The organism is Hasllibacter halocynthiae (assembly GCF_003003095.1).
In the GTDB taxonomy this organism is placed as follows: domain Bacteria; phylum Pseudomonadota; class Alphaproteobacteria; order Rhodobacterales; family Rhodobacteraceae; genus Hasllibacter; species Hasllibacter halocynthiae.
Window position 1 is genome coordinate 1,188,137 of record NZ_PVTT01000001.1, and the last position, 14,270, is coordinate 1,202,406.

The window sequence follows — 14,270 nt, forward strand, 5'->3', positions numbered from 1 at the left end:
TCAGACTTCGAAGGCAATGCGGACAGACCAACCATTCTCACGTTCCTGCGTCACGGTCGCGCCGAGCTGGCGGGCCAGGGTGGAGACGAGCGTCGCGCCCAGGCCCCCTTGCGAGGACGGAAGGCCCGGCCCAGGGGGCCGACCACCCCGAAGCTCCCCGTTACCGAACGGCCCACCGGGACCATCCGTTCCGGCCCATGTGCCGTCGTCCGACACCTCGAGCGCGACGCGGCCCTCGCCGTCGCGGGCGAGCGACACCCGCACATGGCGGTCCGGCGCGTCCGCCCCCTCCCCCCCATCCTCGGGGAAGGCATAGGCGAAGGCGTTCGTGACGAGTTCGTTGACGATCAGGGAGAGCGGCACCGCCTTCTCGGCCCGGATGGTCACGGGCTCGGCCTCGACGGAGAGGGCGATGCCGCGCGCCTCGGCGTCGAAGCCGTCGGCGAGCGTGGCGCAGAACCGCCTAAGATGGTCGCCGAACTCGACCGTGCGGACGTCGTCGTCGTGATAGAACGCGGCATGAACCGCGGCCACCGCCCGCAGACGGGCCGAGGCGGCCTTCAGCACCGCTGCGCCTTCGCCGTGCGCGGCGCGGGCCTGCAGCGACATGATCGCGTCGACGAGCTGCAGCGAGTTCTTGACGCGGTGGTTGACCTCGCCGAGCAGCGTCTCCTTCTCATCGAGGAGGCGCCGTTCGTCGTCGATGTCCACGAGGGCGACGGTGGCGCCCACGCGGTTGCCGTCCGCGTCGCGGACGGGCTCGCCGATGACCCGCATCCAGAACATCGAGCCGTCGCCCCGGCGGTAGTTCACGTCGATCTCGGAATGGTCGACCCCGTCCCGTATCACCCGCGACAGGGGGTACTCGCAGCTCTCCACCTGGCGGCCGTCCGCATGGAACGAGACCCATTCGCCGTAGGATTCCGCGTCGGCGGAATGCAGGACGGGGTGCTTGAGCATCCGCTCGACCCAGGCGTTGCCGTGCAGGATCCGGCCGCGCGCGTCGGCGAGGACGACGCCGACGGGCACGGTCTCGAGCATCGCCTCGAGAAGCGCGAGGCGCGCCTGGGCGTCCGATGCAGGGGCATCCCCCTCCGCCTCGGGGTCGTCCGGCGTCGCGGCCCGCCATGCCATCGTGGCGCGCGCGGCCGAAAGCTCGCGCCGGAGGCGGTCGTTCTCGGCGCGCAGGGCCGCGACCTCCTCGGCTGGCCCCGGCCCCGCCGCAGGGCCGTCCCGGGTGTCGTCTCTCATCCCTGCCATCCGATCTCGGCCATGGTCACCCATGCCATAGATAGTGCGCCGGCGCGAGCCCCGCCATGGACGCCGCGCGGCTATTCCGCGGCGATGCCTTCGGTGAACTGGAGGCGGGCGAGCCGGGCGTAGAGGCCCCCTTCGGCGACGAGGGAATCGTGCGTGCCTTCGGCGACAAGGCGACCTTCGTCGAAGACAAGGATGCGGTCCGCACGCTTCACCGTGGCCAGCCGGTGCGCCACCACCACCGTCGTCCGCCCGCGCGACAGGCGCGCGAAGGCGGCCTGCACGGCGGCCTCGGATTCGGCGTCGAGGGCCGACGTCGCCTCGTCCAGCAGGAGGACCGGCGCGTCCCGCAGGATGGCGCGGGCGATGGCGATGCGCTGGCGCTGGCCACCCGAGAGCATGACGCCCCGCTCGCCCACCTCGCTGTCGTATCCCTCCGGCAGGCGCAGGAGGAACTCGTGCGCGGCGGCGGCCTTCGCGGCGGCCTCGACCTCGGCGTCGGTGGCGTCGGGGCGGCCGAAGCGGATGTTCTCGCGTGCGGTGGCGGCGAAGATCACCGGCTCCTGCGGGACGAGGGCGATGCGCCGGCGGAACGCGGCGCGCGTCATCTGCCGCAGGGGTACGCCGTCGAAGCGGATCGCCCCCTCCTGGGGGTCGTAGAACCGCAGGAGGAGCTGCAGCACGGTCGTCTTGCCGGCCCCGGACGGGCCGACGAGGGCGACCGTCTCGCCCGGCGCGATCTGGAAGCTCGCGCCCCGCAGCGCTGGCAGCGCGGGGCGGGCGGGATAGGCGAAGGTCACGTCGTCGAAGGTTATCGCGCCGCGGGCGGGCGTCGGAAGCGGGACGGGGTCGGCAGGGTCCTCGACCGAGTCCGCCGCGCCGATCAGCTCGACCAGCCGCTCGGTCGCGCCGGCTGCGCGCTGCAGCTCGCCGAAGATCTCGGACAGGGCGGCCACGGCGCCGGCGACCATCACGGCGTAGATCAGGAACTGCGCCAGTTCGCCGATGGTCATGACGCCTGCGGCGACGTCGCGCGTTCCCACCCAGAGGACGCCGGTGATGCCCGTGAAGGTCAGGAAGATGACGATCACCGTCATCACGGCCCGCACCCCGATCCGCCGCCTCGCGCTGCCGAACGCCGCCTCGGCAAGCGCCCCGAACCGGCCGCGCACGGGCCCTTCGGCCGTGAAGGCCTGGACGGTCTGCGCGGCCAGCAGCGCCTCGGACCCGTTGCCCGAGCTGTCGGCGATCAGCTCCTGGTTCTCGCGCGAGAGGCGCCGCAGGCGGCGCCCCAGCGTGAAGATCGGGACGAGGATCGCCGGCACGAGGAGGAGCACCAGCGCCGTCAGCTTGGGCGATGTCCAGATCAGCAGCGCCAGCCCTCCGACGAGGAGGAGCGCGTTGCGGAGCGCGATCGAGACGGAGGAGCCGATCACAGACAGGAGGAGCGTCGTGTCCGTCGTGATGCGGGAGAGGACCTCGCCCGTCATGATCCGCTCGTAGAAGGCGGGCGAGAGGCCGATGACCCGGTCGAACACCGCCTTGCGGATGTCGGTCACGACCCGCTCGCCCAGCCGCGTGACGAGGTAGTAGCGCAGCCCCGTCCCCACCGCGAGCGCGCCCGCGATGGCGAGCGCGGCGAGGAAGTAGCGGTCCAGCAGCGCGATGCGCGCCGCGTCCAGCCCGGCGCCGAACCCGTCCACCACCCGCCGCACCGCGAGCGGCAGCGCCAGCGACAGCATCGCGGTGACGACGAGCGCGCCTATCGCCAGCGCGAAGCCCCCGAGATAGGGCCGCATGAACGGCGCCAGCGCCGCGAGGACCTTCAGGTCCTTCGAGGACTGGCGGTCCTGCTCCTCCGGTGATCGGGCCATAGGTCTTCCCCCTTCCGCGGGCAGGTAACGGCCGCGGTCAGGCCCGGCAATGCATCACGCGGCCGCGCATGGGGACGGCGCGAGGGACGCGCCGGACCGCGCGAGCAGGTTGGAATGGAGCGGGCGGCGGGAATCGAACCCGCATCTCTTGCTTGGAAGGCAAGGGTCTTACCATTACACAACGCCCGCGCTGGGATGCTTCTAGCCCCTCGCCGCCCCCGGCTGCAAGCTGCCCGCTCCCGCCCGGGCGGGGTACTTGCCGACAGGCGCTTGTGCCGGACGCCCTACCCCGAAGCGGCGAATGTGGCAGGGTCGCCACTTCGAGGCGGCGGCAGTGACGCTTCGAGGCGACATCCCGAACCGAACGGTCTAGTCTTTACCCAGCGGCACCCCCGACGGAGGCGAGACCGGAGGGAATCGGAACGGCGCCGCTGAACCTCCCTGGTAGGGGTCGCGTCCTGGTGGTGGCGCGGCCCCTCTCCTTTTTCCGGGGGGCCTTCCGGATCATGCGGGGTTAATTGGTCGAACGAGCCCCTCGCCCGCCGCGCGGTTCGAGTTCACCTCCGTGCTCACGCGCACCGCGTCCATCGTGCCCTCCGGCGACGGGCGCATCAGCGCGGCGGCGCCATGCCCCTCCTCGCCCAGCCAGAGGGCCCAGTCCCCGGGGCGGAGGATCAGGGGCTGGCGGTGGTGGATCGCTGCGACATCGGGTCCGGCCTCCACGGTCACGATGGCCGCTGCGCGGAGCGCCTCGCCGTCCCGCCCCCACGGCTGCCAGAGGCCGCCGAAGACCATCGGCGCGCCGTCCCGGCGGGTGACCCACCAAGGCAGCCGGTTGCCATCCGCGTCCTTCGTCCACTCGTAGAACCCGTCCGCCGGGATCAGGCAGCGCCGCTCGCGCACCGCGTCGCGGAAGGCGGGCTTCTCCGCGACCGTCTCGGCCCGCGCGTTGATCAGGAGCGGGCCGCCGTTCGGCTTGGCGTACCAGCGCGGCACGAGACCCCAGCGGAAGGCCGTCAGGCGCCTGACGCCCCCCTCCCGCGCGATGGCGGGGATGCGGTTCGTGGGGCAGACGTTCCAGTTGGGGACAGGCGGAAGGCCGTTGTCCACGAGGTCCGCGTCGAAGGCGTCGCGCATCGCCTCTGGCGGCAGGGTGATCGCATAGCGTCCGCACATGCCGCCCCAGCTAGCGCGGCCGCCCCCGAAGGGCAGCCGCCCGGCCGTTCAGTAGGGCATGGGGTGGGCGCGGTGCACCGCGTCGATCCGGTCCATCACCTCGTTCGGCAGCGGGTCGTCCGAACAGTCGAGGATCGTGCGAAGCTGCTCGATCGTCGTGGCGCCGAAGATGGGGATGCAGGGGAAGGGCCGCGTGAGGCAGAAGCGCAGGGCGAGGTGAACCGGCTCCATCCCGATCTCGCGGGCGAGGGCGACGTAGGCCGCCGCGGCGGCGAGGGCGCTGTCGGTGAAGCGCCCGCCGAGGCCGTCGTTGATCGCCGCGCGGCTTCCCTCGGGCTTCGCCCCGCCGGCGTACTTGCCCGTCAGGAATCCGCAGGCCAGCGGCGAGAAGGCGAGCAGGGTCACCCCCTCCTGATGGCCCAGCTCGGCGAGGTCGGTGTCGTAGCGCCGGTCCATGAGCGAGTACTCGTTCTGGATGGCCTCCACGCGCGGACCCCGCCCCGCCTCGGCCTGCGCGAGCCAGCGGGTCGTGCCCCAGGCGGATTCGTTCGACAGGCCCCAGGCGCGGATCTTGCCGGCCTTCTTTGCCTCGTCCAGCGCCTCGAGGCAGTCCGCGATATTGTCGTCGACCTCGGCCTTCGGGGGCTGGCCGGACGGATCGTAGTCCCAATACTGCCGGAAGTGATAGGAGCCGCGGTTCGGCCAGTGCAGCTGGTAGAGGTCGACCCGGTCCGTCCTGAGCCGCCGGAGCGAGCCGTCCAGCGCCTCGCGGATCACGTCGCCGTCGACCATCCGCCCCTCGCGCACGAACGATCCGTTCTCGCCCGAGCACTTGGTGGCGATCACGAGCTCGTCCCGGCGGCCCGTGCGGCGGATCCAGTCGCCGACGATGGCCTCGGTGCGCCCGACAGTCTCCTTCCGGACGGGATTCACGGGGTACATCTCGGCCGTGTCGAGGAAGTCGATGCCGTGGCCGAGGCAGGCGTCGATCTGCTCGTGCGCGTCCTCCGGCGGGGTCTGGGTGCCCCAGGTCATCGTCCCGAGGCAGAGCGCGGAGACGTCGATGCCGGACCGGCCGAGGGTGGTGCGTTTCATAGGTGGTGCGTCCTTGGATGTTCGCCGGGACCATAGGGCGGACGCCGCCGAGCGGAAGGGCGGGCGGCCCCCGCCCCGGGTCGTCCGGCGGACGTGGCGGCGCGAACGGGCCCTTCCGGGTCATGGCCGGTGGCGGGGGGAAGCGCCCGGAACCGCGTGATCGGCGTCCGCGTTCCCGTCCCAGCGATGTGATTCGGTGACGGAGGGTGCGATGGAGCCCGATCTCGAGCCGCTCTGGGCGGCCCAGCGCGTCTGGAACGGCGTCGCTCTCGATGCGGACGGCACCCCCTATGTCAGCTTTCCTTCGGCGGACGGACGCGGGGTGCAGGCGGCGAGGATCGGGCCCGGCGACGCCCTCGTCCCCTTCCCGGACGAGCCGTGGAACCGCCTGCGGAGGGAGCCCGACCCCGACGCCGGCTTCGTGAACGTCAACGCTCTGCGGTTCGGGCCCGACGGGCTCTTGTGGATCGTAGACGCGGGGGCGCCCGGGATCGGAGAGGCCGCAGTCGAGGGAGGGGGGCGCCTTCTCGCGTTCGAGGCGGCGAGCGGCACGCTCGCACGGACGATCGACCTCGCCCCTGCCCTAAAGGGGAAGAGCTATGTCGACGACATCCGCTTCAACGGCGACCATGTCTACGCCACCGACGCCGGCGATCCCGGACTGATCGTGATCCGCCTCTCCGACGGCGCCATGCGCCGCGTGCTCGGCGGGCACCCGAGCACGACGGATCGGCGCCCCATGCGGGCGGACGGCACGGTCCTGCGAACGAAGAAGGGCGATGAGCTGCGGGTCCATTGCGACCAGCTCGAGGTCTCGCCGGATGGCCAATGGCTCTATTACCAGCCGGGAAGCGGGCCGCTCTACCGTCTGCCGGCCGACCTGCTGAACGACTTCGGCACCCAGGAGGACGCGCTCGCCGCCGCCGTCGAGACCTCCTTCGACAGCCCGACCACCGGCGGCACGGCCATCGATGCCGAAGGAGCGATCTACCTGAACGCGCCCGACACGCGCACGTTGATCCGCATCGCGCCGGACGGCGCCTCGGAGGTCCTGCTGCAGGACGACCGGCTGATCTGGGCGGACGCGATGTGGCTGCACCGCGACGGCTGCCTCTACATCCCGGCCACCCAGCAGAACCGCACGCCCGGGTTCAACGGCGGGCGGATGGCGGTCGAGTATCCGGTGTGGATCTACCGCCTGGAGATAGGCCGGCAGCCCGCACCGAACGATCACGCGTGAGAGCCCGCCGACCGGCCGCCGCCGGCACATGATCGTGAAGCCGGCGATGCCCCCGCGCCACCCTTCGGCGGGGGTGAGGCGGCATGCCCGCGGATCGGCGGCGCCGCGTCACGCCCCGTGGAGGAAGTTCATCACGTCGCCGTCCTTCACGACGTAGCCCTTGCCTTCGGCGCGCAGCCTGCCGGCGTCGCGGGCGGGGGCCTCGCCGCCCAAGGTCACGTAGTCGTCATAGGCCACGGTCTCGGCCCGGATGAACTTCGCCTCGAAGTCGCCGTGGATCACGCCGGCCGCGCGGGGCGCGGTGGTGCCGCGCGGGATGGTCCAGGCGCGCGCCTCCTTCGGACCCGCGGTGAAGTAGGTCTCGAGCCCCAGGAGGTCGTATCCCGCGCGGATCAGGCGGTCGAGGCCGGGCTCCTCCAGCCCCAGGGTCTCCAGGAAGTCGGCCTGCTCCTCCTCGGGGAGCTGGGCGATCTCCTCCTCGATGCGGGCGGAGATCACGACCGAGCCGGCGCCCTGGGCCTCGGCCATCCGCTCCACCGCGGCAGAGTGGGCGTTGCCCGTCCCCGCCTCGTCCTCGGCCACGTTGCAGACGTAGAGCACGGGCTTCGTCGTCAGGAGCTGCAGCCCCCGCCACGCCTTCGCCTCGTCCTGCGAGACCTCGACGGTGCGGGCCGGGCGCCCCTCCTCCAGGGCGGCCTTCGCGCGCTCGAGCAGAGCCTGCTGGAGCTTGGCCTCCTTGTCGCCGCCCTTCAGCTTGCGGACGAGGTTCGCCGCCCGCCGTTCGATCCCCTCCAGGTCGGCGATCATCAGCTCGGTCTCGATCGTCTCGGCGTCCGCGACCGGGTCCACGCGCCCTTCCACATGGGTGACGTCCCCGTCCTCGAAGCAGCGCAGGACGTGCGCGATGGCGTCCACCTCGCGGATGTTGGCGAGGAACTGGTTTCCCAGCCCCTCGCCCTTCGAGGCGCCCTTCACCAGCCCGGCGATGTCGACGAACTGGATTCGCGCGGGGACCGCCTGCTTCGACCCCGCCACCTCGGCCAGCTTCGCCAGCCGGGCGTCGGGCACCGCCACGTCGCCGACATTGGGCTCGATCGTGCAGAAGGGGAAGTTGGCGGCCTGCGCGCTAGCCGTTTTGGTCAGGGCGTTGAAGAGCGTGGACTTGCCCACGTTGGGCAGGCCGACGATGCCGATGGAAAGCGCCATGGGGTCCTCCGGGAAGCGGCCCGCGATATGGGCGGGCCGCGCGGAAGGGTCAACGCCCGGCGACGTGCCCGGCCTTCACCATCCGAAGGTCTCGCCAGAAGCCCAGAGGGCGGTCACCGCGGCGGCCTCCGCCACGGCGCAGCCGCCGAGGGCAGCGAGCGCGAGGAGGGCGGAGGCGAGGCGAAGTGCGGGCATGGCGATTTCCTTTCGTCTGTCCATGCGGGCGATCTGACGGGACCGGGGCCGCCGCGCGAGTGCGGCAAACCCTACCGCGTACCATCACGCCCGCGTTGACCCGGCACCCGCCCGGTGCCCCTCTGCACGCATGCAGTTCACGATCGCCGACCTCGAATCAGCCGCCGCCCTCGTCCACTCCCGCATGGAGCCCACCCCCCAGCGCCGCTGGCCCCTCCTGGAGGAGGAGACGGGGACCGAGACATGGGTCAAGCACGAGAACATGACCCCCACGGGCGCTTTCAAGCTGCGCGGGGCGATCACCTTCATCGACTGGCTTCGGCGGGCCCATCCCGAAGTGCCCGGAATCGTCACCGCCACGCGCGGCAACCATGGCCAGGGCCAGGCGCGCGAGGCGGTCGCCGCGGGGTTGACGGCGCGGGTCTACGTCCCGCGCGGCAACGCCGCCGAAAAGAACGCGGCCATGCGCGCGTTCGGGGCCGAGGTGATCGAGCAAGGCGACGACTTCGAAGCCGCGCGCGAGGAGGCGATGCATGCCGCGGAGACGGAGGGTCTCTTCCCCGTGCCGCCCTTCCACGACGCGCTGGTGCGAGGCGTCGCTACCTACGCGTACGAGCTTCTGAAGGCCGTGCCCGATCTGGACGCGATCTACGTGCCCATCGGCTGCGGCTCGGGCATATGCGGAACGATCCTGGCGCGTGACGCGCTGGGTGCGAGAGCCGAGGTGATCGGCGTGGTCTCGGAGAACGCGCCCACGGCGAAGCTGTCGGTCGAGGCAGGGGACCTCGTGCCGACGAACGAGGCCCGGACCTTCGCGGACGGGATGGCCGTGCGCGTGCCCGTGCGCGAGGCGTTCGACATCTACCGCCGCGGCGCGGAACGCATCGCCGCCGTCTCGGACAGGGAGGTCGCCGAGGCGATCCGCCTCTACTTCCGCGCCACGCACAACGTCGCAGAGGGCGCAGGGGCCGCCCCGCTCGCCGCGCTGATGCAGGAGCGGGAGGCGATGGCCGGCCGCAAGGTCGCCGTCATCCTGTGCGGCGGCAACATCGACACCGACTGGATGCGGACCGTGCTGGCCGGCGGGTTGCCCGCCGTCTAGGCGTGCCGATCGCGGTTCCGCTCGAATATGATGACCCAGGCCAGGATCACGAAGGCCGGATGACCGAGGCCGCCCGAGAGGATGATCGCCGGCACCCAGAACAGGAACGACAGGATCCCGACGATGGGTCGCCCGGCGAGCATGATCGACAGGGGCGGCAGGAGGATGGCGAGGAGATAGTTCATGCCGTCCATATGGGGACGCCGGTCCGCGGTGCCAACTTGCGGCGGGCCCCGGCCTGGGGCAAGGCCTCCGCGGGCTTCGCGGCGTGCAGGGCCCGAACGGGGAGAGGGACGCATGGGACGGATCGGGGAGCGTTTCGCCGAGCTCGAGGCCGAGGGCAGGAAGGCCTTCGTCGCCTACGTGATGGCCGGGGACCCCGACTTCGACCGCTCGCTCGAGGTCGTGCGGGGGCTGCCGGCCGCCGGGGTCGACGTGATCGAGCTGGGCCTGCCCTTCACCGACCCCATGGCCGACGGCCCGACCATCCAGCTGGCCGGGCAGCGGGCGCTGGCGGCCGGCATGACGCTGAAGCGCACGCTCGCGCTCGCGCGGGAGTTCAGGAAGGGCGACCGAGCGACCCCCATCGTCCTCATGGGCTACTACAACCCGATCTTCTCGCACGGGGTCGACCGGTTCCTGCGCGATGCGAAGGCGGCCGGGATCGACGGGCTGATCGTGGTGGACCTGCCCCCCGAGGAGGATGCCGAGCTCTGCCTGCCCGCGCTCGCGCAAGGGATCGACTTCATCCGCCTCGCCACGCCGACCACGGACGACGCGCGGCTGCCGGCGGTCCTGCGGAACACCTCGGGCTTCGTGTACTACGTCTCGATCACCGGCATCACCGGCTCGGCCGTCGCGGAGGCCCGCGAGGTCGGCCCGGAAGTCGCCCGCATCAAGGCGGCCACGGACCTTCCGGTCGTCGTCGGCTTCGGCATCCGTGATCCCGAGGCGGCGAAGGAGATCGCGGGCACCGCGGACGGGTGCGTCGTGGGCTCGGCCATCGTGGCGCGGATCGCGGACGGAGAGCCGGCGGAAGACGTGCTCGCCTACGTCGCCGCGTTGGCGAAGGGCGCGCACGCCGCCTGACGCCCGGCCTCAGGCGGCCGCCCGGGCGCGGCACGCCTTGATGGACGCCTCCAGCACGTCCGTCATCCGTCGGAGATCCTCGTCCGTGGCGACATAGGGCGGGCACATGGCAAGCGTGTCGCCGATGATGCGGAAGAACACGCCCCGCGCCTCGGCCTCCGCGCCGACCTCGGCGCCGCCGAAGCCCGCGTCGGGCGCGATCTCGACGGCGGCTATGAAGCCCAGGCGCCGCACGTCGCCCACGCCGGGCATGCCGCGGAACCGCTCGAGCAGCGCGCCCAGCGCCTCGCCCTTCTGGCGGGCGACCTTCGGGGCGTCCATCTCCTCGTGGATGCGGATCGCCTCCAGCGCGACGGCGCAGGCAGCGGGATGGCCGCCATAGGTCACGCCATGCCCGAACGTGCCGAGCCGTGCCGACTGCACGTCCAGCGCGTCCGCCACCTCGGCCGACAGCCCCACGGCCGAGACCGGCGACATCGCCGCCGAGAGCTGCTTGGCCATCGTCATCAGGTCGGGCGCGAGGTCGTAGTGGTCGGACCCGAACCACGTGCCCAGCCGCCCGAAGCCGCAGATCACCTCGTCGGCGATGAAGTGGATGCCGTGCGCGCGCAGCACCTCGCGCATGGCGGGCCAGTAGCCCTCGGGCGGGATGATGACCCCGCCAGCGCCCATCACGGGCTCGCCGATCATGGCGCAGATCGTCTCCGCGCCCTCGGCGCGGATCGTCTCGTCCAGCTCGCGGGCGAGGCGGTCCGCGAGCTGGCGGTCGGACTCGTTGGGGTGCTTGTCGCGGTAGGGGTGCGGCCGGCCCACCCGCACGACGCCCCCCGGAAGCGCGAAGCCGTCGTGGACGTAACCCATCCCCGTGAGCGATGCGCTCATCCCGAGGCTTCCGTGATAGGCCCCGGTACGGGCGATCACCTTCATGCGCCCCGGCTCTTCGGTGGCGATGCGGAAGGAGCGGGCCAGCTTCACGGCCGTGTCCACGGCCTCCGATCCGCCGCAGGCGAGGAAGACCCGCGCGATGCTGCCCGGCGTCATCTCGACCAGCTTCGCGGCGAGGTCGTCGGCCGGCTTGGCCGAGCGGTTCTTGAAGCTGTGGTAGTAGCCCAGCGTCCTGATCTGATCGTAGGCCGCCCTCGCCAGGCGCTCGTCCGAGAAGCCTAGCGAGGCGCACCAGAGCCCCGCGACCGCGTCGAGGAAGCGGTTGCCGTCCGCGTCCGTGACCCATGCCCCTTCCCCGGCGACGATCTGGCGAGGGGCGCCGGCGGCGGGATCGGTAAACGGATAGAGCTGCATCGCGAGGTCCTCCTTTGCGGCCACGCTGGAGGCGCGGCTGCCAGGGCGCAATCCCGGAAGCGACATTCACCCGCTTCCGGTCGCATGGGGCGTCCGGTAAGGAAAGCCGGCCGGAAGGAGGCGCCATGCCCGTCATCACCGAGATCGAGGACCTCAAGCGCCTTCATCGCCGCCGCGCGCCGCGCATGTTCTACGACTACGCCGAGAGCGGATCCTGGACCGAGCAGACCTTCCGCGAGAACAGCAGCGACTTCGACCTCATCCGCCTGCGCCAGCGCGTGGCCGTGGACATGGAGGGGCGCAGCACCGCGGCGCGGATGGTGGGGCGGGAGGTCGCGATGCCCGTCGCCCTCTCGCCCGTGGGCCTGACCGGGATGCAGCACGCGGACGGCGAGATCCTCGCCGCGCAGGCGGCCGAGGCGTTCGGCGTGCCCTTCTGCCTCTCCACCATGTCGATCTGCTCGATCGAGGACGTGGCCGAGCACACGAGGAAACCCTTCTGGTTCCAACTCTACACCATGCGCGACGAGGAGTTCACGTCGGCCCTGCTGTCGCGCGCGAGGGCGGCGGGATGCGATGCGCTGGTCATCACGCTCGATCTGCAGATCCTCGGACAGCGGCACCGCGACCTGAAGAACGGGCTGACGGCCCCGCCGAAGATGACGGTCCCCACAATGCTGGACCTCTCGCGGCGCTGGGCCTGGGGCATGAGGATGCTGCGCACGAGACGGCGCTTCTTCGGCAACATCGTCGGCCATGCGAAGGGGGTGACGGACGCCTCCAGCCTATCGGTCTGGACGGCCGAGCAGTTCGACCAGCGCCTCGACTGGGCCAAGGTCCGGCGGCTGGCCGAGGAATGGGGCGGCACCGTGATCCTGAAGGGCATCCTCGACCCCGAGGACGCCCGCCGCGCCGTGGACGAGGTCGGGCCCGACGCGATCATCGTCTCGAACCATGGCGGCCGGCAGCTCGACGGGGCGATCTCCTCGATACGGGCGCTGCCGGGAATCGTGCGGGCGGTGGACGGGCGCTGCGAGGTGCATCTCGACAGCGGAATCCGGTCGGGCCAGGACGTGCTCAAGGCCCTGGCCATGGGGGCGGACGCGTGCTGGTCGGGGCGGGCCTGGGTCTACGGCCTCGGCGCGATGGGCAAGCCGGGCGTTACCGCGGCGCTGGAGGTCATCCTCAAGGAGCTGGACGTCTCCATGGCGCTCTGCGGGCGGAAGGACGTGGCGGACCTCGACCGCTCCGTCCTCCTCGTGCCGAAGGGCTTCGAGGGAGAGTGGGAGGACGGCGCCGCCTAGGCGGGTCGTCCGCGGCCCGGGGGTTCGGCGCGCCGGGGCAGCACCGCCCCCGGGTTCATGATCCCCGCCGGGTCCAGCGCCGCCTTCACCGCCCGCATCGCGGCCAGCTTGCCGGGATCGCCCGTCGCCGCGAGCTCGGCCGCCTTCAGCCGGCCCACCCCGTGCTCGGCCGCGATCGAGCCGCCCAGTTCCCGGACGAGGCCGTGGACGATGCCGGTCAGTGCCTCGGCGTCGTAGTCCCCGCGCGCGCGGCCCCTGGCGGGAAAGAGGTTGTAGTGCAGGTTGCCGTCCCCCAGATGGCCGAACGCGTTCAGCCGCACGCCCCGCCCCTCCAGGCGCCGCACGCCTTCCGCGATCATCTCGGGCACCATGCCGAGCGGCACGCTGATGTCGTGGCTCGCCAGGGCGCCCACGGCGCGGTTGCCGAGGGGGATCGACTCCCGCACGTCCCAGAGGGCGGCGCGCTGCGCCTCGGACGCCGCGAGGACGGCCTCGCCAGCCAGCCCGGCCTCCGCGGCCGCCTCGTAGATGCCCGCGAGGGCGTCCTCGGCGGCCGAGGGAAGGCCCAGCTCGATCAGGACGGACCAGTCCGGCGCGGGCGCCAGCGGCTGGCGCAGGTCGGGCAGATGCTCGGCCAGGAAGCCCAGGCCCACCCCCGAGATCAGCTCGAAGGCCGAGACGCCTTCGCCCGCCCGGTCGCGCGCGATCCCGAGGAGCTTCAGCGCCGCCTCCGGCGAGGGCACGGCGATCCAAGCGGTCGCGACCGAGGCGGGGGGCGGCACGAGGCGCAGCGATGCCGCCGTCACGATGCCGAGCGTTCCCTCCGCGCCGATCAGCAGGTGCCGGATGTCGTAGCCCGCGTTGTCCTTCCTGAGCCGTCCCGGCCCGCCCAGCACCGTGCCGTCCGGCAGCACCGCCTCGACGCCCACCGCGAGGTCCCGCATGTTGCCCCAACGCAGGACGTTCACGCCGCCCGCGTTCGCGGCTAGGAGCCCGCCGATCCGCGCGGAGCCCTTCGACGCGAGCGACAGCGGGAAGAGGCGCCCTTCCGCCTCCGCGGCCGCCTGGACGTCCGAGAGGATCGCGCCAGCCTCGCATATCAGGAGGTCCTCGGTGCGCGAGATCTCCCGGATGGCCGTCATCCGTTCGAACGACAGGATCAGGCAGCCCTCCGCCACCTGCCCGCCTACGAGGCCCGTGCCGCCGCCGAGGGGCACGATCCCCACCCGCTCGCGCGCGCAGGTCCGCACGAGGGCCGCGACCTCCGCCGTGCTCCGCGGCCGCGCGAGGAGGCCCGAGGCCGCACGCCACCGGCCCCGCGGCTCCTCCAGGTGGCGCGGCTCGGCCGTCGACAGGGTTCCGGGCGCGGCGGCCTCGAGGGATGCGCGCGCCTCCTCGGCGGGGCGAAGGGTCATGGCGGGGGCGCGGACGCC

The 14,270-nt window shown here is 72.2% G+C and carries 12 protein-coding genes and 1 tRNA gene; 4 read left to right on the forward strand and 9 right to left on the reverse strand.

Annotated elements, in window-relative coordinates; all coding sequences use genetic code 11:
* The 5 genes from BCF33_RS05945 to BCF33_RS05965 form a co-directional block, all read right to left on the reverse strand.
* The gene (locus BCF33_RS05945; RefSeq protein ID WP_158259359.1) at positions 1–1,251 is read right to left on the reverse strand and encodes a sensor histidine kinase; all 1,251 of its coding nucleotides are present in this window, start codon (positions 1,249–1,251) and stop codon (positions 1–3) included.
* 80 nt (positions 1,252–1,331) lie between these two features.
* A complete protein-coding gene (locus BCF33_RS05950) occupies positions 1,332–3,131 on the reverse strand; it encodes an ABC transporter transmembrane domain-containing protein (RefSeq protein WP_106159953.1) in 1,800 nt (599 codons plus the stop codon).
* 115 nt (positions 3,132–3,246) lie between these two features.
* A tRNA-Gly gene (locus BCF33_RS05955) sits at positions 3,247–3,320 on the reverse strand.
* Positions 3,321–3,635: 315 nt separating this feature from the next.
* Entirely contained in the window at positions 3,636–4,307 is a 672-nt protein-coding gene (locus tag BCF33_RS05960) for an SOS response-associated peptidase (RefSeq protein WP_106159954.1), read from the reverse strand.
* Between the two features lie 48 nt (positions 4,308–4,355).
* Positions 4,356–5,402, reverse strand: coding sequence for an aldo/keto reductase (locus tag BCF33_RS05965; RefSeq protein WP_106159955.1), 1,047 nt, complete (start codon positions 5,400–5,402; stop codon positions 4,356–4,358).
* A 211-nt stretch (positions 5,403–5,613) separates the two neighbouring features.
* Here BCF33_RS05965 and BCF33_RS05970 point away from each other — a divergent pair, with 211 nt between their 5' ends.
* Positions 5,614–6,642: an L-dopachrome tautomerase-related protein gene (locus BCF33_RS05970; RefSeq protein ID WP_106159956.1), complete on the forward strand. Its 1,029-nt coding sequence runs from the start codon at positions 5,614–5,616 to the stop codon at positions 6,640–6,642.
* A 108-nt stretch (positions 6,643–6,750) separates the two neighbouring features.
* Here the strand turns inward: BCF33_RS05970 and ychF are convergent, their stop codons facing one another.
* A complete protein-coding gene (ychF, locus tag BCF33_RS05975; protein WP_106159957.1) occupies positions 6,751–7,848 on the reverse strand; it encodes a redox-regulated ATPase YchF in 1,098 nt (365 codons plus the stop codon).
* Between the two features lie 325 nt (positions 7,849–8,173).
* Between ychF and BCF33_RS05980 the strand changes: the two genes are divergently transcribed.
* Positions 8,174–9,145 carry a threonine dehydratase gene (locus BCF33_RS05980; protein ID WP_106159958.1) on the forward strand — a complete coding sequence of 324 codons (972 nt, stop codon included), beginning with the start codon at positions 8,174–8,176 and terminating at the stop codon, positions 9,143–9,145.
* On the opposite strand, the gene BCF33_RS05985 is transcribed toward BCF33_RS05980, so the two are convergent.
* Positions 9,142–9,330: a hypothetical protein gene (locus tag BCF33_RS05985; RefSeq protein WP_106160235.1), complete on the reverse strand. Its 189-nt coding sequence runs from the start codon at positions 9,328–9,330 to the stop codon at positions 9,142–9,144. The two genes, BCF33_RS05980 and BCF33_RS05985, sit on opposite strands and share 4 nt — an antisense overlap.
* Positions 9,331–9,442: 112 nt before the next feature.
* Between BCF33_RS05985 and trpA the strand changes: the two genes are divergently transcribed.
* Positions 9,443–10,234: a tryptophan synthase subunit alpha gene (gene trpA / locus BCF33_RS05990; RefSeq protein ID WP_106159959.1), complete on the forward strand. Its 792-nt coding sequence runs from the start codon at positions 9,443–9,445 to the stop codon at positions 10,232–10,234.
* A 9-nt stretch (positions 10,235–10,243) separates the two neighbouring features.
* Here trpA and BCF33_RS05995 read toward each other — a convergent pair whose 3' ends face one another.
* Entirely contained in the window at positions 10,244–11,557 is a 1,314-nt protein-coding gene (locus tag BCF33_RS05995; RefSeq protein ID WP_158259360.1) for an aminotransferase family protein, read from the reverse strand.
* Between the two features lie 101 nt (positions 11,558–11,658).
* On the opposite strand from BCF33_RS05995, the gene BCF33_RS06000 reads away from it, so the two are divergent.
* Complete coding sequence (locus BCF33_RS06000; protein WP_106159961.1) at positions 11,659–12,837, forward strand: alpha-hydroxy acid oxidase; 1,179 nt, start codon at positions 11,659–11,661, stop codon at positions 12,835–12,837.
* Here the strand turns inward: BCF33_RS06000 and BCF33_RS06005 are convergent.
* Positions 12,834–14,252, reverse strand: coding sequence for an FAD-binding oxidoreductase (locus BCF33_RS06005; protein WP_106159962.1), 1,419 nt, complete (start codon positions 14,250–14,252; stop codon positions 12,834–12,836). The genes BCF33_RS06000 and BCF33_RS06005 overlap by 4 nt on opposite strands.
* Between the last annotated feature and the right edge of the window lie 18 nt (positions 14,253–14,270).